Here is a 20946-nt window from a genome sequence, read left to right on the forward strand (position 1 = left end):
CACTCCTTTCGTTAAAAATTAGAAAAAGCAAGCAGCTTCTTTATTTCTTCCGGCGGGAGTTTGTAACGTATTCCCTCCACAATGTTAGTAATATCCATCAATTCAATCTGCGTGTAGAAAATGTAAGAAAACATTACAACAGGCGGGTGGACGGAAAAATGGATACTGTGCTTGCAGGCGTGGTATAAAGCGCGTTCTGCCAGCTGATCCTCAAAATTGTATTCAATTTTGCTGGTTCGTTTCCCAAGCTTTGTTTTCTTCAGCAGTTCTCTGACTTCTTCGGCGTCTTTCGCATGAATCATTTTTTCAACCTGATCTCTGCGAAGGGAGCCGAAGGGCAAAAGATTGCTGCGAATATAGTCCGGCCCGGCCTGAAAATGAGTTTTCAGACGGACAATGCGGGCAAAATTCATCAAGTCAAGGTAAAGATCCAGCAGCTGCTTCAGATCTTGCTTTGTACTGCGCAAAGGGTGGCTTTCGATAATGTCATACAGGTTACTGTACAAGTAAGTATATAAAGCATTTTCTGCAGCCGTGTAATTCAGTGGCTGTTCTTGGGAAGGCCGGAATGGATCCAGCAATGCTTTATATGGGGTATGTGACAAGGCGGACAAAATGGAATCAAAATCCTCAGCATTGGACAAGCCCGCCAAATCGATATGGGAATGCATCGCCAGGGTAGACGGCATGGAAAAGAAATATTCTTTTGGCATGTCGGCATTCAGGTGAAGCAAAGCATTTAAAATCTGCCCCACTTCGTTTCGCTGCAGAAGGAAAACGGCAAACACGTCGCTGGTAGATAATTCATATCGGCAAAGAGAAGCCGAATCCGCGAAGAGCTTTTGCTTTAGCCGGTTTTCTAACTGGCCACGGTAGATATCCCTGTCATTGATTCCGGCCAAAACCTTATCATAGTCTGTGTTGTTGGCCAAGTACCGGGCGATTTCTGTCACGCTGTGGCAATTAAGCAGATCTTGATACTGCTGGGCTTTCAGCCTGCGTCCGTACATCGCGCGCGCTTTGGCTAATACAACATTAGAAGAAAGGGTGGAAAGCACAGAATCACTCTCCTATCACGTTTTTTACGATTGCATTGACCCATTTGTCGCCATTGGATGCATAACTTTGATCCAACTGTTCCGACAGAGTCTGATATTTGTGCTCTTTCACCTGCCAGCCTTTTTCGGCAGCAGACATTTCCAGTGGTCTGTTTTTTTCAATTCTGGCACGAGCCCGGGTCAGATATTGTGTTCGAATATCTTCGCGCTTTTGCAGAATTTCCTTTTCTGTGTTTGCTTTTTCCCGCTGGGCGGCATCTGTAATTTGCCTGGCCTGCTCATCCATTTCGATGATCTGTTTCAGCATATCTTGCATTTCAACCGCACCTCCTCAATAATAAAATATATTAGAGACTTAAATATTCATGAATCATATGCACAATTATAGCTCTCTTGTCATAAATATACAACTCATTTTGAGATAAAAATTCCTTTTGTGACATAATGATCTGATGAAAATTATAATTAATTTTATGCAATATTAATAAAATTAATTATAAGTTCTAATTTTTCAGGCTCTGAAGCGGTGCAGGAATGCGTCCGCCGCGCTGAATAAAACGTTTGGGGGAGTAAGTATTTACTTCCATTATAGGGCCGCCTCCCAAAAGTCCGCCAAAGTTCAGTTCTTCGCCCACGGTTTTGCCAATGGCGGGAATCAGGCGTACAGCAGTTGTTTTACTGTTAACCATTCCAATGGCAGCTTCGTCGGCAATAATGCCAGAGATAACCTCGGCCGGGGTATCGCCGGGAATGGCTATCATGTCAAGGCCAACCGAGCAGACAGCCGTCATGGCTTCCAGTTTGTTGAGAGATAATGAACCGCGCCGGGCCGCTTCAATCATTCCGGCATCCTCGGTAACAGGGATAAATGCACCGGAAAGGCCCCCAACATGAGAAGAAGCCATGGTGCCGCCCTTTTTCACAGCATCATTTAAAAGGGCCAAAGCTGCGGTTGTGCCATGAGCACCGCAGGCCTCCAGGCCCATTTCCTCCAGAATATAAGCCACAGAATCGCCTACAGCCGGGGTGGGGGCAAGAGAAAGATCTACAATTCCGAAGGGAACGAACAGACGGCGGGAAGCCTCCTGCGCCACCAGCTGACCCATCCGGGTGATTTTAAATGCGGTCTTTTTAATCAGATCGGCTATGGCAGTAATGTCGCAGTCACCGGCCTTGGCCAATGCCGCACGCACCACTCCGGGGCCGGAAACACCCACGTTGATCACGCAGTCCGGTTCGCCGGGCCCGTGAAACGCCCCCGCCATAAAGGGGTTGTCTTCGGGTGCATTGCAAAATACGACTAATTTCGCAGCACCGATACAATCGCGATCGGCAGTCTTTTCTGCACATTCCCGAATGACGCGCCCCATCTTGGCAACAGCGTCCATGTTAATGCCTGCCTTGGTGGTTCCCACATTGACAGAAGAGCAGACGTATTCCGTATTGCTGAGCACTTCGGGGATGCTTTCAATCAATGCGTAGTCGCCCGGGCCAAATCCTTTGTGGACAAGAGCCGAATAACCGCCTATAAAATTGACCCCTACCTCTTTTGCAGCACGGTCCAGAGCCGCAGCGAAATGAGCGGGGCTTTTGGTGGGACACGCGGCCGCAATCATAGAGATTGGGGTGACAGAAATGCGCTTATTAATAATTGGAATCCCATATTCTTTGCTGATGTCTTCGCCGGTTTTCACCAGATTGCAGGCGTAACGGCAAATTTTATCATAAACTTTATCGCATGCAGACTTTTGGTCTGAATCGATGCAGTCCAGCAAAGAAATTCCCATGGTAATAGTGCGCACATCCAGATCTTCATTATCAATCATATTGATTGTTTCCAGAATATCGCGGGAATTAATCATGAAAGAGTTCCTCTCTATGTTATAATATTTTGTTCTCTTAGTTCCGGAATTCCGGAAAAAAAGAAACCCTGTGGATTAAATTCGATGCATGGAATTAAAAATATCCTCATGCATGGTATGTATCGTCAATCCCATTTCTTCCCCCAGCCCGGTCAGACGATCAGAAAGCTCGCTGAAAGGAATGGCGCATTTTGAGATATCCACCATCATAATCATGGCGAATAAATCCTGAAGCACAGACTGGGTAACTTCGGTGACATTGACTTCGTGTTCCGCACAAATGGAAGAAACACGCGCAAGAATGCCGACCATATCTTTGCCCAGCACAGTAATTACAGCACGCATTAAACAGCCTCCTCAAAACAGATTTAAAAAACAATTTAGATGCCCTATATTATGAGATAGAAATTTCTGTCTGTCAAGGTGTTTTATACATCTACAGGATTTTATGAAATAGAATAAGCGCCATATTGCAAAATTGAAAAAATTTCAAGGAAAAACTGTCTTTTCTCCTTGTTTTATGCTAATATAATTGAAATTAGAAACGTTAGCTTGCAAAATAAGAGAAATAGGAAGCGGAATGGAGGAAATAAAATTGCAGTACAAATACCTTTCGGATTGCCACATCCACAGTGACTGCTCCCGCGATGCGGAAGATCCGGTAACTATGATGTGTGAAGCTGGGGAAAGGCAGGGACTGTATGCCGTTACTGTGACGGATCATTGCGAATGCAATGTATATCAAGAAGAGCAGTATGATCGTTCCGTGCGCCAGTCTTATTTTGAGGCGAAGAAAGCAGCTGCGGTATTTCAGAGCCGGATGAGGGTGTATGCCGGGGTGGAATTGGGACAGCCGGTTCAGAATTTAAGAGCGGCAGAGGATATTTTAGCGGCCTGTGATTTTGATTTTGTGCTGGGTTCCCTGCACAATCTGGCGGGTATGGAGGATTTTTACTTTCTGGACTATGTGCAGGAAGAAGTGCCTGCGCTGCTGAGCCGTTACTTTGACGAAATTCTTGAAATGGTTCGGTGGAACGGATTTGATTCTTTAGCCCACCTGACCTATCCTTACCGTTATATTGTGGGGGACAAAGGGCTTCATGCCGAACCGTACCCGGATTTTCAGGAAAAAATAGATGAAATTCTCAGTCTGCTGGCGCAGAATCAAAAAGCGCTGGAGCTCAATACATCGGGCCTGCGGCAGAATCTGGGGCAGACCCTTCCGCCGCTGAAAGTTTTAAAACGTTTCCGCCAATTGGGGGGAACCTATGTGACCATTGGATCCGATGCACACCGCTGGGTCGATATTGCGTCCGGCCTAAATGAAGGGATGTCTTTGCTTTCGCAGGCCGGCTTTGATCAGTTTACAATTTATATCGGGCGTGAACCGCTCTTGTTACCAATCCAATAACAGCTCAGGGCTAACCCTTAGACTGTTCAGTGAAAAAGGAGGAACCACCATGGAAAAACTATTAACTCTTTTAAGCGAAAATGCCAGACTGACCACTGCACAGCTTGCAGTGATGCTGAATGAGGCAGAAGACAAGGTGAAAGAACAGATCGCCCGTTACGAACAAGAGGGTGTGATCAAAGGCTACCGTGCATTGATTGATTGGGAAAAAGTCGATCAGAATAAAGTGACCGCCTTAATTGAGTTGAAGGTGGCTCCGAAGCCGGAACGCGGATTTAACGAGATTGCGGACAGAGTCATGCAAATGGAAGAAGTGGAGAGTGTTTACCTGATGTCCGGCGGGTATGATTTGGCTGTTATCGTCAACGGAAAAACCATGCAGGAGGTCGCTTTGTTTGTGATGAACCGTCTGGCCACGCTGGACACCGTTATGTCAACGGCGACTCATTTTATTTTAACCCGATATAAAGACGGCGGGGTTGTTCTTTGCTCCGGGAAAGAGAGCGACCAGAGAATGGAGTGTGTTCTGTGATCGATTATCAAAGCGTATTAAATCAGCAGCTGGTGTCATTGAAGCCCTCCGGAATCCGCAAGTTTTTTGATATCGCCAATGAAATGGACAACGTGATTTCTCTTTCCATCGGCGAGCCGGATTTTGCGACGCCCTGGCATGTGCGCCAGGCCGGGATTCAGACACTGGAAAAGGGGAAAACCTGGTACAGCCCCAACCGGGGGTTTATCGAGCTGCGGCAAGAGATTTGCCGTTGGGTTTCCCGCAAATATCAGCTAGAATACGATCCGCAGACCGATGTGGTGGTGACCATTGGCGGCTCTGAGGCCATCGATTCCGGCCTTCGGGCTCTGATTAACCCGGGTGATGAAGTTTTGATTCCGGAACCCAGCTTTGTCTGCTATGTTCCGTTGACCCAAATGGCGGGCGGTACGCCGGTCATTTTGGAGACAAAGGCGGAAAATGATTTTCGTTTAACGGCGGAAGAGCTTCGCGCCAAAATTACACCCAAGTCAAAACTTTTGATTATGCCGTTCCCCAATAACCCCACAGGTGCCGTAATGCGCCGTGAGCATCTGGAAGAAATCGCTCAGGTGGTGCGTGAGCACAACCTGATGGTCATTAGTGATGAAATTTACAGCGAACTGACTTATGGGGAGACCCCTCACGTCAGCTTCGCATCGCTGGATGGAATGCAGGAAAGAACAATTGTGATCAACGGCTTTTCCAAAGCCTATGCGATGACGGGCTGGCGGCTGGGTTTCGCCATGGGCCCCAAAGAGATTATTGCGCAAATGACAAAGCTTCACCAGTATGCCATTATGAGTGCCCCCACTATGGCTCAGTATGCGGCGATTGAAGCGCTGAAAAACGGGGACGAAGACATTGTGAATATGCGCTCGGAATACGACATGCGCCGCCGTCTGATTGTGGACGGGCTGAATTCTCTTGGGCTTTCTTGCTTTGAACCGGAAGGGGCCTTTTACGTGTTCCCCTGCATCAAGAGTTCCGGCCTGAGTTCAGAGGAATTCTGCGAACGTCTGATTTATGCGGAGCGGGTGGCAATTGTGCCGGGCACCGCCTTTGGCGACTGCGGCGAAGGGTTTGCCCGGGTGGCTTATTCCAACTCTATCGCCAATATTACCGAGGCATTGAAACGGATTGAACGGTTCCTCGGAACCCTAAAATAACCAGCAATGTTCTGCGAATGGTTTTGCGCGCCGTTTTTTAAAAGCGGTGGGCAAAACCTTCTTTTTGCCGTGAAAAATGGGAGGGATATCATGCAGCTTTCAAAGCCGGTGTTGGTTTATGCGGCCGCCAAGCTGAATTTGACATTGGATATTCTGGGGCGCCGCCCGGATGGATATCATCTGCTGGATATGGTGATGCAGACGGTTTCTGTTTACGATACCCTGATGCTGACGCCGACAGAGCATCCGGCGGTGGAATTGCTCTGTGATCGGGAAGGAATTCCCTGTGGGGAAGGAAATACCGTTCAAAAAGCCGTGCGCCTCTTTTTTGAAGCGGCCGGAATCCGAAATCAGGGCATGCAGGTGCGGATTTTAAAAAGGATTCCGGATCAGGCGGGAATGGGCGGCGGAAGCGCCGACGCTGCGGCAGTGCTGCGGGCGATGAACCGGGTGTATCAGACCGGGTTTCAAGAAAACGAGTTGTGTGAGCTTGGTCTTCAGGTGGGAGCGGATGTGCCTTTCTGTCTTCGGGGCGGCACGTTGCGAGCCGAAGGGGTGGGGGAGATATTCACTCCTGTTTCTCCCATGCCGCCTTGCTTTTTTGTGGTGTGCAAGCCGGATGTCAGTGTCAGCACCGCCCAGGCTTTTGCCCGGGCAGACCGGGAAGGGGATGCGTTTCCCCGGTACACGCCGAATATGATACAGGCGCTGCACACGGGCAGCCTTGCGAAAATCGCATCCTGTCTGGGGAATTCCTTTGAATATGCGCTGGAACTTCCTGAGATTCTGGAATTACAGCAAAGCTTTCTTTTTATGGGAGCATTGGGTGCCTGCATGACAGGCAGCGGTTCTGCCGTGTTTGGAATTTTCGATTCTCGTATGCAGGCCGAACGGTGCCGGGAACAACTGAGAAAAAAATATTCGCAAGTTTTTGTCTGTGAACCGTCTGATGCTGAATAAAGAAGAAAAAAGCCGTCAATCCTTTGGTTAACATAACAAAGGAGATGACACTTCTTGAAACCGTCAGAACAACCGATTCGTTTGAAAACCATTGAAAAATCTCTGCTGATTGCTTTTGTACTTACTGTTGCTTTTTCCCTTACATCTTTTTTTTCATTTGCAGAGCAGTGTGAAGATATCCCCAACCATGTGCTTCGTCTGCATGTGCTGGCCAATTCCGATACCGCTGAGGATCAGGAATTAAAATTATATGTGCGCAACCGAATCCTGACAGAATCGGCCGGTATGTTGGACGGCGTAACCGCACGGGAAGAAGCGGAACAGGTTGTGGCGCAGAATTTGCCCCGGCTTGAGGCTGCCGCGGCCGATGAAATCAAACAGCGCGGGTATGATTATTCTGTGGGAGTAGGTATTGAGAATATCTATTTTCCCACACGCCGTTATGAGCAGGTCACTTTGCCTGCCGGCACTTACAATGCTTTGCGGGTTACCATTGGTCAGGCGGAGGGGAAAAACTGGTGGTGTGTGATGTTCCCGCCCATGTGCCTGCCTGCCGCACAAGAAAAGGAAGAACTGGACGATGTGCTCAACCCCCAGCAAATGGACATTGTTACCGGTGAATATGAAATCCGATTTAAGTCTTTGGAACTTTACGAGCAGTTCCGCAGTTGGGTGTCTGAGAAAACAGCGCAAGATAAGGATGACACTGTGTCCGGCTCTGCTTCAAAAGATCAAAAAGCGGACGATAGCAAAGAAAAAACAAGGGAAAGAGACCGGGCAGATAGCAAAAACGTTCGGCTTTCTAAACCATTGCGGGAAGAGCACGCTCAGCGAAGTGCCCGTACAGATAAATAATCATTTATAAATAATAAAACAGGGAAGAGGCTGTAATGAAACAGCCCCTTCCCTGTTTTTTGCCTTATGATATCATGAGTTTTTCAAAAGTAAACCGTTTTATCGGCCGGGTTGGAAATAATTCTCGAATCAGTAAAACAAATGTAACGTTGAGATTAAAACTTTTCCACTGTTTTCTGCGTATCAATGGATGAAATGATAGGTTTGCTTTGTTTTTTACTTAGTCAATTAATCCCTTCACAGCAATATTGCGGCGCAGCATGATAATCCAGACAAGCCCGGCTATCACTACGGAAGAAATCATGATGATTCCCAAGCCGTGAATCATATTGCTCCAGGCAAGAGAGCCCAATGCCATGCCAATGCAGCCTAAAATGGTTTGAACAGCGTTAATCAAAGATGAGGCAGAACCGGTGTCTTCCTTTTGCTGATCCAACAGAATATTGGTGCTGAATGGGCGGATGGCACATTCTATTAATGTAAAAGGCAAAAAAGAAATCAGAAAAATCAGTGGGGAGCGATTCCCGAACAAAAGCACGCAAAACCCGCTGATCAGTGCCAAAGCGAAGCAGAACCAGGCAAAGGCGCGCGGCGTTACCTTTTCGATGGAACGCAGATAAAGAATTGGGCCAAGAACGGCGAAGGCCGAATTTGCGGCAAAAAAGTAGCTAAAGTGCAGGGGATCCAGAGCAAAATGAGTTTCATAAATATGGGCGGACATTGCAACATAAGCCAAATAGGGCGCCGCCAAAGCGGCAGATACAAAGAGAAAACTGCTGAATCCCAGGTTCTTGCCCACTATCAGCAAGCGCTTGAGGGAACCAATGGTGCTTCCGTGATAGCGTTCTTCCTTTGAAAGGCTTTCTTGAAATAAAAATGCGATGATTAAGGTTAGTGCGCCAATTGCCGCCAGTACCCAGAAGGCTTCGCGCCACCCGGCTACTTTTAATATAGCCGCACCTGCAATGGGTGCCACCATGGGCGCGAGCACACTCATTGCCTGAACTGCCGCAAGAATTTTGTTTCTTATTTTTCCTTCAAAACAATCTTTGACCAGAGCGGTTGAAATCGCCATGGCGGCCCCAACCCCCAAAGCCTGAAACGCACGAAATAAAATCAGCTGATGCACCGTTGCGGAAAGAGCACAGGCAATACTGCCGATTAAATACAAAATTAAGCCGAAAATCAAAATGGGTTTTCGGCCATATTTATCGCTTAGCGGGCCAAATACGATGATGCCTGCAGCAAAGAAAATATAAAAAACGATTAAGGTTAAATTGATCATTGCCGCTGTTGTATGAAAATACGCCCCCATGGTTGGCATAGCCGGCAGATATAAATCAATAGACAGCTGCAAAAAGACTGTCATAAGAGCAATAAACAATACCAGCCCTTTTAGCCCTAAGTATTTTTGCGGTTTGATCAATGCATTTTGTTTGTGAATCTCAATTTCGGTTGTTTGCATTTTCGTTTCCTCCTAAATGAACGTTGACTGGGTCAAGTAAGCATTATAAACTATATACATGCTATACAGTCAACTGTTCAAACGAATTAAAAGAGGAAAAAAGAATGCGAAAAAATGATATGAAAATCAGTGAATTTGCGCAGATTACAGGAATTACACGAAAGAACCTGATTTTTTATGACAAAATCGGGCTTTTAAGCCCTGTAAGGGTAGACCCAAACAACAAATACCGCTATTACACATACCATCAAATCGATACGGCCAATGTCATTACCATTATGCGTGAGATAGGCATGCCCTTAAAAGAGATAAAGGAATATTTATATGGGAGAACCCCGGAAAAACTGATTGATATGCTGGGGGTGCAAAAAGATATGGTTCAGAGTAAAATCAAGACCCTGACCCAAATCAGCGACATGCTGGACACGCGAATCCATTTGACGAAAAAAGGCATTTGTGCAGATGGCGAGATTTTGCTGAAAGAATCTGAGGCGATGCCGATATTTCTGGGCCCGGAGTTGCCAGAAACCAGCCATGTGCTGGAGGGTTGGTATTATCTGGAGGAATTCTATCGTTTTTGCAAAGAAAACGGCTTGATTCGTGGTTTGCCAACGGGCACTATAGTTCGTCATACAGATTTAATAGAAGGAACATTTACCCACCCTTCCCGTTACTACTATCGTCCTGTCGGCGGAAGCAGCTACCCGAACAATGCGGAAAAGCCGAAAGGACTCTATGTAATCGGGCAAGAGCACGCAGAGTATTCCAAAAGCAGTCATTTGTACGAGCGGCTTTTGGACTATATTAAAAAAACGGGCCTGAAAATCTGCGGAGATGCGTATGAGGAATACCTGCTGGACGAAATTTCTACGATTGATCCCACTCAATATCTTTTGCAAATTGCCATTCAGGTTCAAAAGGCTGAAGATGAGAGTAATTGTGACAGTCATCATCCGTAATTCGAATGGTGATACAAGAAGGGATTGGGCATTTCTTTTCTGATAAAGGGTATTTAGAAAAATGGTGTGAAAAAGTGTGACACAAAACAAAAGTTTTCTACTGGCTTCCGATTTATGTTATAATAATCTATTCCATGAGTAAAAGATTTACGGGATCAATTTGGTTGTTGACGTAGCGAATAAAGCGCAAAAACAGATGTTTGGTTGCGAAGATATCTTAATGAGGCAATGTTTTTTGAGTAAGAACATCGGTCGTTACAGGCCGTGTGATACATTGAAACAAAGGAGGAGGAAAGGGATGCTGCAATTACTATTCGGCCGTGCCGGAAGCGGAAAAACCGATTTTGTCCGGCAAGAGCTGCGTCGTTTGGCACAGCAGGGACAGGAAAAGTTGATGCTTTTGGTACCGGAGCAATTTTCTTTTGAAAGCGAGCGGGCGATGCTTCGCCTTTTGGGGGCCAGCCGTGCCGCCGGGGTGGAGGTAGTCAGCTTTACCCGCCTATCGGATGCGGTGTTCCGCCGATTTGGCGGGTTTTGTGGGAAACGTTTGGACGACGGCGGCCGCAGCATCCTGATGAGTCTTGCCTTAGAGCAGGTGGGGGATAAGCTGCCGCTCTATCAAAAACACACGCAAACGCCGGAACTGGTCAGCATGATGCTGGAAGCTTCTTCTGAACTGAAAATGTGTGCGTTGGAGCCATCTGATCTATCCAAAACGGCAGACCAGATGGAAGAAGGAACCTTGCGGGAAAAAATGAAAGAACTTTCTTTGGTTTTAGCCGCTTATGATGCGTTGGTAGCGCAAAGCTACTTGGATCCGATGGATGATTTGACCCGCTTAAAGCAGGTGCTGTCTCAGCATCGTTTTTTTGACGGATACACCGTGTTTGTGGATTCCTTTAAAAGCTTTACGGCCCAGGAACTGGCTGTGCTTGAAATCATGCTGTGTCAGGCGCAGCAGGTAACGGTGGCCCTTTGTGCCGATGGATTGGGCCAAGCGGAATCTGAATTGGGGCTGTTTTCTCCCGTACATCAAACCGCCCGCAAACTGATGCGGTTGGCAAGGCAAAATTCGGTTTCGGTGGCGGCGCCTGTCACCCGGGAACCGGGGGTGCGTTTTGGGGGGCAGGGACTTCGGGCTTTGGAAGAAGGGGTATATCGCAGCCGGCATACACCGCTTTTGGGAAAGCCGGAGGATGTGGTGTTGTATGCGGCCCGCAGCACCTATGACGAAGCGGCTTTTGTAGCCATGACAATCCGCCGCCTGGTGATGTATGAAGGGTACCGTTACCGGGATTTTGCCATATTGACCCGATCGCCGGAATCTTACCGCAGCAATCTGGATGCGGCGCTGGAACGGTGGGAAATTCCGTATTTTATGGATGATCCCAGAGCAATTGACGCCGAACCTCTGATGCGGCTGGTTCTGTGTGCCTTTAACGCGGCTCGTTCAGGATTTCGTTCCGACGATGTGTTTGCCTGCCTGAAAACCGGATTGGCCGGATTCACCGCAGAGGAAATTTCTTTGCTGGAAAACTACGCTTTTTTGTGGAAGCTTTCAGGCAAGGTATGGCTAGAGCCTTGGGCGAGGCATCCCCGGGGATTCGCCGGGGAAATGACGGAGCAGGATATTGCCCAGCTGGAACAGATAAACGCTCTTCGAAACAAAATCATTCTTCCCCTGCGGGTCTTTGCCGACACGATACGTCAGGCAAACGGGGAAGGGGTGTCTCGGGCCATTTATGATCTTTTGCTTTCTTTGGGCGTGCCTTCCCAGGTGGAGCAGATGTGCCGCCGCATGAAGCACATGGGGGAACCGGAACTGGCAGAACGGCAGTATCGGCTGTGGGATCTGCTGATGCAGATTTTGGATCAAACGGCCTTGGTTCTAAAAGGCAAATATTTGTCTTCCCAGCGGTTTGCAGAATTGCTTCGGTTGGTGATTGCTTCCGGCACCATCGGAAGCATCCCGCAAGGGCTGGACGAGGTAACGGTGGGTGCGGCGGATCGCTCTCGCCCGGCCGAGCCCAAAGTGGTGTTTCTGTTGGGTGCGGTGCAGGGGGAATTCCCCCGGAATCCATCTTCGGGCGGCGTGTTTAGCGAAGAAGAGCGGCGCACGCTGATTCAAATGGGACTGCAGCTGAACGGAACTATGGAAGAGGCTTCTATGGAAGAGCGGTTTATGGCCTATACGGTGATAGCCAGCCCGTCGCGGCAATTGTATGTTACCTATCCGGCGGCGGATATGGATGGTGCGGCAAAGGCGCCTTCTTCCATTGTGTCGGAAATTCGGGCGGTGCTTCCCAGTGTGCCGATTCAAAGCCGGTTTTTGCTGCCGGAGGAAACCTTCGCCAATTGTGAGCAGTCGGCGTTTGAAATGACAGCCCGGGTTTTTGGCCAGTCTTCGGTGTTTTCTGCCTCCTTAAAAGAAGTGTTTTCCCGGCGGGACGGGTATCCCGAGCGGCTTGCCGCGCTGCGCCGGGTTCACGAAAGGGCTCCGGCTGCCTTTGAACGGCCACAGCAAGCCCAGATGTTGTTTGAACAGATGCGCCACATTTCTGCCACCCAAATTGAAACCTATCATTTGTGCCGGTTCCAATATTTTTGCCGGTATGGGCTGGGGGCAAAAGAACGGCGCCCGGCAGAACTGAATGCACTGGAATACGGCAGCCTGATGCATTATTTGCTGGAACGACTTTTAAAAGAGCAAGGGGCACACCAATTGGCGGAGTTGGATGCAAGTGCCATGAAAGATTTAATTTCGGCCTGCATCAACCGCTATATGGAAGAGCATTTGGGCGGGGCAGAAGACAAAAGTCCCCGATTCCGTTTTTTAGTAAGTCGAATTGCAGATTCTGCTCAAGTTATTATTTCTCACATTGCCAAAGAATTGGCTCAAAGCAAATTTCAGCCGACGGCCTTTGAACTGGAACTAAAAGAAGGCGGAGAATTCCCTCCGCTGAAAATATCTCTTCCGGACGGCCAAACCGTAACGGTGGAAGGTAAAATTGACCGAGTGGATATAATGGAACTGGATGGAGTTTCTTATGTGAGAATCGTTGACTATAAAACCGGGAAAAAGGATTTCAAACTCTCTGATGTGCTTTATGGAATCAATCTGCAAATGCTGATTTATTTGGCGGCGCTGATTCAAAACGGCCGCTTTCATCCTGCGGGGATTTTGTACATGCCTGCTGTTCGTCCCATTATTCCTGCGGCCAGAGCAACTTCCCAGCAGGTTTTGGAAAAAGAAGCAGAAAAGCGTCTTCGTATGAGTGGGTTGATTTTGGAAGATTCCCGTGTGATTCAGGGAATGGACGGGGAAGCACAGGGAAAGTATATTCCGGTGGCGCTGAAAGACGGCGAACCATCAAAACCCGAATTTGTGCTCAGTGAATCCCAAATGAATGAAGTGATTGGGTACATTCGGAATTTGACCGGAAAAATGGTGCAGACGCTCTATTCGGGTGATGTGAGTGCGCAGCCGCTGACGGGGGATTATAACGCCTGCCAATACTGCCCCTATTCTGCTGTGTGTGGCCATGAGGAGGACGACGGTGGACGGGAAAGCTTTCGTTGTGATAAGGCAGAAGTGCTGAAACGGATTGAGAAAGAACAGGGGAAGGGGGAGTGACCAATGTCTGACAGAAGCTGGACACCGGCGCAGGAAGATGCGATTCGTGCCCGTGGCGGGACGCTTTTGGTTTCGGCAGCGGCGGGCTCGGGGAAAACGGCTGTGCTGGTACAGCGAGTGATTGAGCGCATTACCGATTCGGAAAATCCCTGTGATGCTGATCGATTGCTGGTGGTTACCTTCACCAAAGCGGCGGCAGCAGAAATGAAAGAACGAATCGGGCAGCGGCTTTCTAAGCTGCTGGCGCAGGAGCCTTCTAACACGGCTTTGCAGCGGCAGCAGATTTTGCTGGAAAGCGCCCATATCAGTACGGTACATAGCTTTTGCAGTGAGCTGGTGCGGGAAAATTTTTATAAGCTGCAAATTTCTCATGATTTTAGAATTGCAGACGACAGTGAAATGGCGATTATGCGGGGCGAAGCGGTCACTCAGGTGCTGGAAGACCGCTATACTGCCGGGGAAGCGGACTTTTACGATTTGGTGGAAGCGTTCAGTTCCGATCGCGATGACAGCCGTTTAATCAAGGCGATAAACCAACTGTATGATTTTATCCGTTCGCATCCGTTCCCAGAGCGGTGGCTCAGGGATAAGGCCAGACTGTATTCCGAAAACATTCCGGTGCAGGATACCCCTTGGGGCAAGTGTCTTTTGGCTTTTGCGGAAGAAGCCTGCGATTATTGCATTTCTTTGACGCGGGATTCTTTGGCGGCAATGCAGGAGGATGAAAAACTCAGTGCTGCTTATGCCGAGAGCTTTCAGTCTGACTTGGCAGGACTGCAAGCTTTACAACAGGCAATCGCGCAAGAAAATTGGGATGAAATTGGGTTTCTTTCCGGTGAATTTTCCTTTCTTCGGCTAAAGGCAGTGCGCGGCTACAAAGAAGATCCTTTAAAGAATCGTCTTTCCGCCGGGCGGGAAGAGGTAAAGGCTACTGTAAAAAAGCTGGCGGCTTTGTTTGATTCGACTTTAGAGGAATGTGCCGGGGATCTTCGGGTTCTTTCCCCGGTGGTGGAACAGCTGTTTTCGGTAACGTCAGAGTTTTCGCACACACTGGACAAAATGAAAGCGGAGCGGCGCATGGCGGATTTCGGCGATTTGGAACATTGGGCGCTTCGCCTTTTGGTTCGGGAAACGGAAGAAGGGTTTGAGCGCACCGAAGAGGCGCTGGAATTGTCTGGCCGCTTTGATGAAATTATGATAGATGAATATCAAGACACCAATGAAGCACAGGATTTGCTGTTCCGTGCCATTTCCCGAAACGAGGAAAACCTGTTTATGGTGGGGGATGTAAAGCAGAGCATTTACAGCTTTCGCCAGGCTATGCCCACTATTTTTCTGGAGCGCCGGGCCAGTTTTTCGCGCTATGATCGGTCACGGGAACAGTACCCCGCCTATCTTGTGCTGGATAAAAACTTTCGTTCCCGCCCCACCGTTACCGATGCGGTGAACTTTGTGTTTGGTCAGCTGATGTCTTCGCAGGCGGGGGATGTGGAATACAGCGGAACCGAACTGCTTGCGGCCGGGGCTTCTTATCCTTCTCAACCGGGCTGTGAAACGCGGCTGGATGTTCTGGATTTGTCTTTGGGAGATGTTCCCGATGAAGCCATGGAACTGCTGGAAAGCCGGCATATTGCAGAATCTATTTTGAAGATGATAGCAGAAGGGTTTCAAGTGACCGAAAATGGAACACAGCGCCCGGCGGTGTTCCGGGATTTTTGCATTTTGCTGCGCAGCGCCAACAAATACGCCTCCCGCTATGCCCGGGAACTGCAATTGTGCGGGGTGCCCGCTTGGGCAGATTCTTCCAGCGGATTTTTTGAGGCACCCGAAATTTCAGTGGTGCTTTCATTGTTGCGGATTATTGATAATCCGGTGCAGGATATCCCGCTTCTTTCGGTGCTGGCAAGCCCGATTTATGGGTTTACGCCCGATGAGTTATCGCAGATGCGGCTTGCTTCGCCCAAAAAGCCGTTGTATTTGGCGCTGACCGAAAGTGCATCCTCCGGGAACCCAAGAGCACAGGTGGTTTTAGAAGAACTGGGCAATTTGCGCTCTCTTTCGTCAACGTTACCGTCGGATCGCCTGTTGAATACCATCTACCAAAAAACAGGGTATCTTACTTTGGTGCAAGCCATGAGTAACGGGGAACAGCGGCTGGCCAATTTGCAGCTGCTGATGGAATACGCGAAAAAATATGAAGCGTCCGGCTATAACGGTCTTTCCGGCTTCATCCGGTTTATTGATCGTTTGCAGGAGCAAAATGCCGATTTGCCCGGGGCATCCACGATTTCAGAAGCTTCCAATGTGGTGCGGGTTATGAGCATCCACAAATCCAAGGGATTAGAATTCCCTGTCTGCATTTTGGCAGGGTGCGGCCGGCGCTTTAATAAAGAGCATGGTGACGCCTTACTGCATCCGGAGTTGGGACTGGGAGTCAAGCGCAAGGAACTTTTATCCCGGGTGACGACGCTGCCAAGGGAAGCCATTGCGCTGGAACAGGAACGCCAGTCTATGTCTGAAGAACTGCGGGTGTTGTATGTGGCGATGACCCGGGCCAAAGAAAAGCTGATTCTGCTTGCCACTGTGCGGAATTTAGAAAAAACTTTGATGTCACTTGCCCCCCGGCTGACGGCGCAGGGACGTATTTCTCCTTATGTAGTTCGGTCAGCTTCCGGTATTTCGGACTGGCTTTTGTCCTGTGCTTTGCGTCACCCCAGCGGTGAAGCCCTGCGGGACAAAGCACTTTCCGGAAATGAACTGGTGGCGGGCGGATCGGAATATCCCTGGGAGATTCGGATTGTGCCGGCGCCGGTGCTTGTGGCCGATGAGGGTCAGACAGAAAATCGGAATGAGGGTGCTCAGCCGGATCCGGAACTGTTGAAACGGCTGGAATCAGAAATTGATTTTGTGTATCCCAATGCTATTTTGCGGGGAATTCCGGCCAAAGTGTCTGCTTCTGAATTGGCAGCGGAAAGTGCGGGGGAAGATTATGCTGTTTTATCACGCCCGGCCTTTTTAAGTCAGTCTGGGATGACTGCGGCGGAAAAAGGAACCGCACTGCATCAATATATGCAGTTTGCAAATTACGCAGCGGCGGCAAAGGATTCCAAAGGGGAACTGGGCCGGTTGGTGCAGGAAGGCTTTTTAACCGCAGAGGAAGCCGCTGTGGTCGATTTGAAAAAGGTTGCCGCGTTTTTAGAAAGCCCGGTGGCAAAGCGGATGCTTTCGGCAAAGAAAAGTTATCGGGAACTGCGTTTTACCGTGGAAATTCCGGCTTCGCAGCTGCGCCCGGATTTGCCGGCGGAACAACCGGTGATTTTGCAAGGGGCAGTGGACTGCGTATTTGTGGAAGAAGACGGAGCAGTAATTATTGATTATAAAACCGACCGGGCGGCTTCGGCAGAACAACTGTGGGAACGCTATCGGGTGCAGCTGGAATTGTATCGGCTGGCGGTAGAGCAGGTGCTGGAGGTTCCCGTGAAGGACTGTTTGTTGTATTCATTTGCCTTAGGGCACCCGGTTTGGGGAAACACAGCAAATGACCGATAAAAAAGAATGAAATACTAAAATAAATTTTCTTGACAAAATGAATGGCGGCTGATATAATATTGCGTGTAAACAAAGCAGGACAAAATTTTTGTTCTCACCTATGAGGTTTCGTCCGACATGGGTCAATACAGTTTGACTGTTCTTTCGGGAATAGTGTATGATTCGGTATTGATGCGCGGATGGAGAATTCTGTCCGCGCTTTTTGTTAGTTTGAAACGTGTTTTGGAGGTGCTTACCAATTAGCAACAAGGAACTGCAGATCAACGAAGAAATTCGTGACAAAGAAGTACGCGTCATTGATAAGGATGGCTCTCAGTTGGGCGTTCTGCCGATAGCGCAGGCAATGGCGCGGGCAGCGGAAAGCAATATGGATCTGGTAAAGATTGCGCCGCAGGCCAAACCGCCAGTTTGCAAAATTATCGATTACGGCAAGTATCGTTTTGAGCAGGCCAAGCGTGATAAAGAAGCAAAAAAGAATCAGCATGTTGTGGATATTAAGGAGATTAGACTGTCCCTTAATATTGATACCCATGACTTTAATACTAAGGTAGGGCATGCTTCCCGCTTTTTGAAAGAGGGGGACAAAGTAAAGGTATCAATCCGCTTCCGTGGCCGTGAGATGGGCCATCCGGAACAGGGGCATCAAATCATGCGGAAATTTGCCGAGGCGTGTTCGGAAATAGCGAATGTTGAAAAGTCGTCCAAACTCGAGGGACGTAATATGCTGATGTTCCTTGCTCCCAAACCCACGAAGTAATTATTTTAAGGAGGGGCAACTGTTATGCCTAAAATTAAGACGCATTCCGGCGCAAAAAAGCGCTTCAAAGTTACGAAAACCGGAAAAATCCTTCGTGCTCGTGCCAACAAACGGCACATTCTGAACAAGAAGACCACTAAGCGCAAAAGAGTTCTGCGCCAAACCGCAGTGACCGACGTTACCAATGCGGCAAAAGTGAGAAAAATGATTCCTTATCTTTAAGGGATAAGTTTTCACGGAATTGAAATGATCCTAATTTGACCATATATTTGGAGGTAACAACTCATGGCTCGTGTGAAAGGTGCGTTGGCAACACGCAAAAGAAGAAAAAAAGTATTAAAGCTTGCAAAGGGTTACTGGGGTGCAAAGAGTAAGCACTTTAAAATGGCCAAACAGGCTGTTATGAAATCCGGCAATTATGCATATATCGGCCGTAAGCACAGAAAAAGAGATTTTCGCCGCTTGTGGATTACCCGTATTTCTGCTGCTTGCCAGATGAACGGCATTAACTACTCCACCTTTATGAACGGTTTGAAAAAAGCAAACATCACCCTCAACCGCAAAATGTTGTCTGAGATTGCTGTTTCTGATGAGGCGGCATTCAAGGCTTTGGTAGAGAAGGCGAAAGCGGCCTTATAATAAGCTGTTATTGCGCTCGGGTACCCCCGAGCGCATATTTTAATTTGTATGGAGAATAAAAATCATGCCCAGCCCAGTGATTACCAGCCGAAAAAATGAGATAATAAAGAAAGCTGCAAAACTTCGCGATTCGGCGCCGTTTCGCAGGGAACACAATGCATTTTTGGCAGAAGGGGCCCGGCTGTGTGCTGATGCCGCAGACAGCGGGCTGGAAATAGAAAGCCTGTTCTATACCGAAAAAGCCCGGGAAAAATACGAATCCTATTTGGAACGAATTTTTACCCGGGCATCGGTGTCTTATCTGATTTCGGAATCTGTGGCAGAACTTTTGAGCGATACCCGGCAATCGCAAGGTGTTTTTTGCGTGGCGGTGCTTCCTCAAAAAGAAAATGCCTCTCAAAAAATGGAGGCGCAGGGCTGCTTTATCGCTCTGGAGGAAATTCAGGATCCGTCGAATTTAGGGGCGGTTTTGCGCACCGCAGAAGCACTGGGGATTTCCGGTGTGGTTTTGGCCGGTTCCTGCTGTGATCCCTTTGGACCCAAGGCACTGCGGGCCAGTATGGGCGCGATGTTTCGTCTGCCTTTGTTTTTTGAGGAAAATTTGGCTCAGTGTGTGGTTGGCCTGCGCCGGCGCGGTTTTTTTACCGCTGCGGCAGTCCCGGCAGAAGAGGCACAGAAAATCACCGAAGTGAAATTTCCGCCAGCGGTGCTTTTGGCCGTGGGCAACGAAGGTGCGGGGCTTTCGGAAGAATCCATTGCCGCCTGTGATGTTCGGGTGACCATTCCCATGCAGGGTAGGGCGGAGTCCCTCAATGCGGCATCCAGTGCTGCTATTTTGATGTGGGAGATTATGAGAACGCGGGGGAGTGAATCATGATCAGCGGAGAAGCTTTTTGGGTTTGGCTTCAGCATGGATTGGGCAGTGGCAGCAGCAAAGTGCGCAGAATCCTTTCCGGTTGTTCCGGTCTGGAAGAGTTTTGGAAGTCTGGCCCGCAGTTTTGGCGGATTTTGGGGATTTTCACAAACCGGGAACTGGGGGCACTGGAACAGTTCACCCCCGAGGATGCTCAGGGGATTATAGAACAGTCCCAGCAGCTGGGGCATCGGGTGCTGACCCCGGATAGTGAGGGATATCCCCGCTGTTTGTGGGAGATTCATAACCCTCCCTGTGCCCTTTATGTCAAAGGGGAGCTGCCTTTGGTGGACGAGCAGCCTGCCATCGCCATGGTGGGAACCCGGGATGCCACTCTTTCCGGCCGAAAGATTGCCTTTTCCCTTTCTTATCAGTTGGCTCAGGCAGGTGCGATAGTCATTAGCGGCGGTGCCCGGGGAATTGACACGGCTGCCCATAAAGGTGCTTTGCAGGCACAGGGAAAGACGGTTTGTGTGTTGGGCTGCGGTCTGGAATATCCTTATTTGATGGAAAACGCGCAGCTGCGGCAGTGTATTGCCGAAAGCGGTGCATTGGTTTCGGAATACCCGCTGAAAACACCCGGTTCTAAAGTGGCATTTCCCATTCGTAACCGCATTATTTCTGGCCTTTCGTCGGGGATTGTGGTAGTGGAGGCGGCCGCCAAAAGCGGTTCTCTCATTACGGCGGATTTGGCTTTGGAGCAAGGGCGGGATGTGTTTGCCGTGCCTTGCGGAATTGATAACCCGGTATCCGGGGGAGTGAACAATCTGATTAAAAACGGCGCCGTGCCGGTCAGCAGCGCAGCGGAGATTCTGGAACCGTATCTGCACCGTTTTCCGCAAATGCGCCAGCTTTCTGGGCGGGCGGATTCCGGTGCTCTTTTTTCTGTTGTTCCGGAACGCTCCCCTCAAAAGAAAAAATCCATTCCGCTTTCGCCAATGAATTCGGACAAGCCGAAGTTGGTGCACGGGGAAGCGTCTGACGACGCGGCGCTGGTGGATTCTTTTTTGACCGGAGAAGCACTGCATTTGTCAGTGCTGGGGGAAAAGACCGACCTTTCGCCCCAACGGCTTCTGGCGGCTTTGACGGAATTGGAACTATTGGGGCGTGCCCGGGCTTTGGGCGGCGGAAGATATCTGGCACAATGACAAAGCGGCTGATTTGTGGTAAGCTTTGTGAAAAC

At 49.0% G+C, this 20946-nt stretch carries 18 protein-coding genes; 13 read left to right on the forward strand and 5 right to left on the reverse strand.

Annotated features, from left to right (window positions below; translation table 11 throughout):
* Positions 1–11: 11 nt before the first annotated feature.
* The 4 genes from C1A02_RS03070 to C1A02_RS03085 form a co-directional block, all read right to left on the reverse strand.
* On the reverse strand, positions 12–1058 hold the full coding sequence (locus C1A02_RS03070; protein WP_101696719.1) for a V0D/AC39 family V-type ATPase subunit: 1047 nt from the start codon (positions 1056–1058) through the stop codon (positions 12–14).
* A gap of 4 nt (positions 1059–1062) precedes the next feature.
* On the reverse strand, positions 1063–1374 hold the full coding sequence (locus C1A02_RS03075; RefSeq protein ID WP_101696720.1) for a hypothetical protein: 312 nt from the start codon (positions 1372–1374) through the stop codon (positions 1063–1065).
* A gap of 187 nt (positions 1375–1561) precedes the next feature.
* Positions 1562–2920: a PFL family protein gene (locus C1A02_RS03080; protein ID WP_101696721.1), complete on the reverse strand. Its 1359-nt coding sequence runs from the start codon at positions 2918–2920 to the stop codon at positions 1562–1564.
* A gap of 75 nt (positions 2921–2995) precedes the next feature.
* The gene (locus C1A02_RS03085; protein WP_101696722.1) at positions 2996–3265 is read right to left on the reverse strand and encodes an ACT domain-containing protein; all 270 of its coding nucleotides are present in this window, start codon (positions 3263–3265) and stop codon (positions 2996–2998) included.
* Between the two features lie 235 nt (positions 3266–3500).
* On the opposite strand from C1A02_RS03085, the gene C1A02_RS03090 reads away from it, so the two are divergent.
* From C1A02_RS03090 to spoIIR, 5 genes are all read left to right on the forward strand, one after another.
* On the forward strand, positions 3501–4331 hold the full coding sequence (locus C1A02_RS03090; protein ID WP_101696723.1) for a histidinol-phosphatase HisJ family protein: 831 nt from the start codon (positions 3501–3503) through the stop codon (positions 4329–4331).
* 49 nt (positions 4332–4380) lie between these two features.
* On the forward strand, positions 4381–4863 hold the full coding sequence (locus tag C1A02_RS03095) for an Lrp/AsnC family transcriptional regulator (protein WP_101696724.1): 483 nt from the start codon (positions 4381–4383) through the stop codon (positions 4861–4863).
* A complete protein-coding gene (locus tag C1A02_RS03100; protein ID WP_101696725.1) occupies positions 4860–6032 on the forward strand; it encodes an aminotransferase class I/II-fold pyridoxal phosphate-dependent enzyme in 1173 nt (390 codons plus the stop codon). Before C1A02_RS03095 ends, C1A02_RS03100 begins: the two co-directional genes overlap by 4 nt.
* A 90-nt stretch (positions 6033–6122) precedes the next feature.
* Positions 6123–6992, forward strand: coding sequence for a 4-(cytidine 5'-diphospho)-2-C-methyl-D-erythritol kinase (ispE, locus tag C1A02_RS03105; RefSeq protein WP_101696726.1), 870 nt, complete (start codon positions 6123–6125; stop codon positions 6990–6992).
* A gap of 54 nt (positions 6993–7046) precedes the next feature.
* Positions 7047–7847 (forward strand): stage II sporulation protein R, encoded by an 801-nt coding sequence (gene spoIIR / locus C1A02_RS03110; protein WP_101696727.1) that lies wholly within the window; start codon positions 7047–7049, stop codon positions 7845–7847.
* A 220-nt stretch (positions 7848–8067) separates the two neighbouring features.
* Here the strand turns inward: spoIIR and C1A02_RS03115 are convergent, their stop codons facing one another.
* The gene (locus C1A02_RS03115; RefSeq protein WP_101696728.1) at positions 8068–9312 is read right to left on the reverse strand and encodes a Bcr/CflA family efflux MFS transporter; all 1245 of its coding nucleotides are present in this window, start codon (positions 9310–9312) and stop codon (positions 8068–8070) included.
* 104 nt (positions 9313–9416) lie between these two features.
* On the opposite strand from C1A02_RS03115, the gene C1A02_RS03120 reads away from it, so the two are divergent.
* The 8 genes from C1A02_RS03120 (at position 9417) to dprA (ending at position 20911) form a co-directional block, all read left to right on the forward strand.
* Entirely contained in the window at positions 9417–10271 is an 855-nt protein-coding gene (locus C1A02_RS03120) for a MerR family transcriptional regulator (RefSeq protein ID WP_101696729.1), read from the forward strand.
* Positions 10272–10569: 298 nt separating this feature from the next.
* A complete protein-coding gene (locus tag C1A02_RS03125) occupies positions 10570–13905 on the forward strand; it encodes a PD-(D/E)XK nuclease family protein (protein ID WP_101696730.1) in 3336 nt (1111 codons plus the stop codon).
* Between the two features lie 3 nt (positions 13906–13908).
* Positions 13909–17454: a helicase-exonuclease AddAB subunit AddA gene (gene addA, locus C1A02_RS03130; RefSeq protein WP_101696731.1), complete on the forward strand. Its 3546-nt coding sequence runs from the start codon at positions 13909–13911 to the stop codon at positions 17452–17454.
* Positions 17455–17671: 217 nt separating this feature from the next.
* Positions 17672–18211 (forward strand): translation initiation factor IF-3, encoded by a 540-nt coding sequence (gene infC, locus C1A02_RS03135; protein WP_101696732.1) that lies wholly within the window; start codon positions 17672–17674, stop codon positions 18209–18211.
* 24 nt (positions 18212–18235) lie between these two features.
* Complete coding sequence (gene rpmI / locus C1A02_RS03140) at positions 18236–18433, forward strand: 50S ribosomal protein L35 (protein WP_101696733.1); 198 nt, start codon at positions 18236–18238, stop codon at positions 18431–18433.
* 63 nt (positions 18434–18496) lie between these two features.
* Positions 18497–18850: a 50S ribosomal protein L20 gene (gene rplT / locus C1A02_RS03145; protein WP_101696734.1), complete on the forward strand. Its 354-nt coding sequence runs from the start codon at positions 18497–18499 to the stop codon at positions 18848–18850.
* A 64-nt stretch (positions 18851–18914) separates the two neighbouring features.
* The gene (locus tag C1A02_RS03150) at positions 18915–19727 is read left to right on the forward strand and encodes a TrmH family RNA methyltransferase (protein WP_164997141.1); all 813 of its coding nucleotides are present in this window, start codon (positions 18915–18917) and stop codon (positions 19725–19727) included.
* Entirely contained in the window at positions 19724–20911 is a 1188-nt protein-coding gene (gene dprA, locus C1A02_RS03155; protein WP_101696736.1) for a DNA-processing protein DprA, read from the forward strand. The genes C1A02_RS03150 and dprA overlap by 4 nt, the downstream gene beginning before the upstream one ends.
* Positions 20912–20946 lie beyond the last annotated feature (35 nt).

It is taken from the genome of Clostridium minihomine, from assembly GCF_900240385.1.
Taxonomy (GTDB): Bacteria; Bacillota; Clostridia; order Oscillospirales; family Acutalibacteraceae; genus Faecalispora; species Faecalispora minihomine.

Bases quoted from the DNA above. Each gene is read 5' to 3' on its own strand.
- C1A02_RS03080 (WP_101696721.1), bottom strand. From the start codon at position 2,920: ATGATTAATTCCCGCGATATTCTGGAAACAATCAATATGATTGATAAT.
- ispE (WP_101696726.1), top strand. From the start codon at position 6,123: ATGCAGCTTTCAAAGCCGGTGTTGGTTTATGCGGCCGCCAAGCTGAAT.
- C1A02_RS03085 (WP_101696722.1), bottom strand. From the start codon at position 3,265: ATGCGTGCTGTAATTACTGTGCTGGGCAAAGATATGGTCGGCATTCTT.
- C1A02_RS03150 (WP_164997141.1), top strand. From the start codon at position 18,915: ATGCCCAGCCCAGTGATTACCAGCCGAAAAAATGAGATAATAAAGAAA.
- C1A02_RS03125 (WP_101696730.1), top strand. From the start codon at position 10,570: ATGCTGCAATTACTATTCGGCCGTGCCGGAAGCGGAAAAACCGATTTT.
- rplT (WP_101696734.1), top strand. From the start codon at position 18,497: ATGGCTCGTGTGAAAGGTGCGTTGGCAACACGCAAAAGAAGAAAAAAA.
- C1A02_RS03075 (WP_101696720.1), bottom strand. From the start codon at position 1,374: ATGCAAGATATGCTGAAACAGATCATCGAAATGGATGAGCAGGCCAGG.
- C1A02_RS03115 (WP_101696728.1), bottom strand. From the start codon at position 9,312: ATGCAAACAACCGAAATTGAGATTCACAAACAAAATGCATTGATCAAA.
- C1A02_RS03090 (WP_101696723.1), top strand. From the start codon at position 3,501: ATGGAGGAAATAAAATTGCAGTACAAATACCTTTCGGATTGCCACATC.
- dprA (WP_101696736.1), top strand. From the start codon at position 19,724: ATGATCAGCGGAGAAGCTTTTTGGGTTTGGCTTCAGCATGGATTGGGC.
- C1A02_RS03120 (WP_101696729.1), top strand. From the start codon at position 9,417: ATGCGAAAAAATGATATGAAAATCAGTGAATTTGCGCAGATTACAGGA.
- rpmI (WP_101696733.1), top strand. From the start codon at position 18,236: ATGCCTAAAATTAAGACGCATTCCGGCGCAAAAAAGCGCTTCAAAGTT.
- addA (WP_101696731.1), top strand. From the start codon at position 13,909: ATGTCTGACAGAAGCTGGACACCGGCGCAGGAAGATGCGATTCGTGCC.
- C1A02_RS03095 (WP_101696724.1), top strand. From the start codon at position 4,381: ATGGAAAAACTATTAACTCTTTTAAGCGAAAATGCCAGACTGACCACT.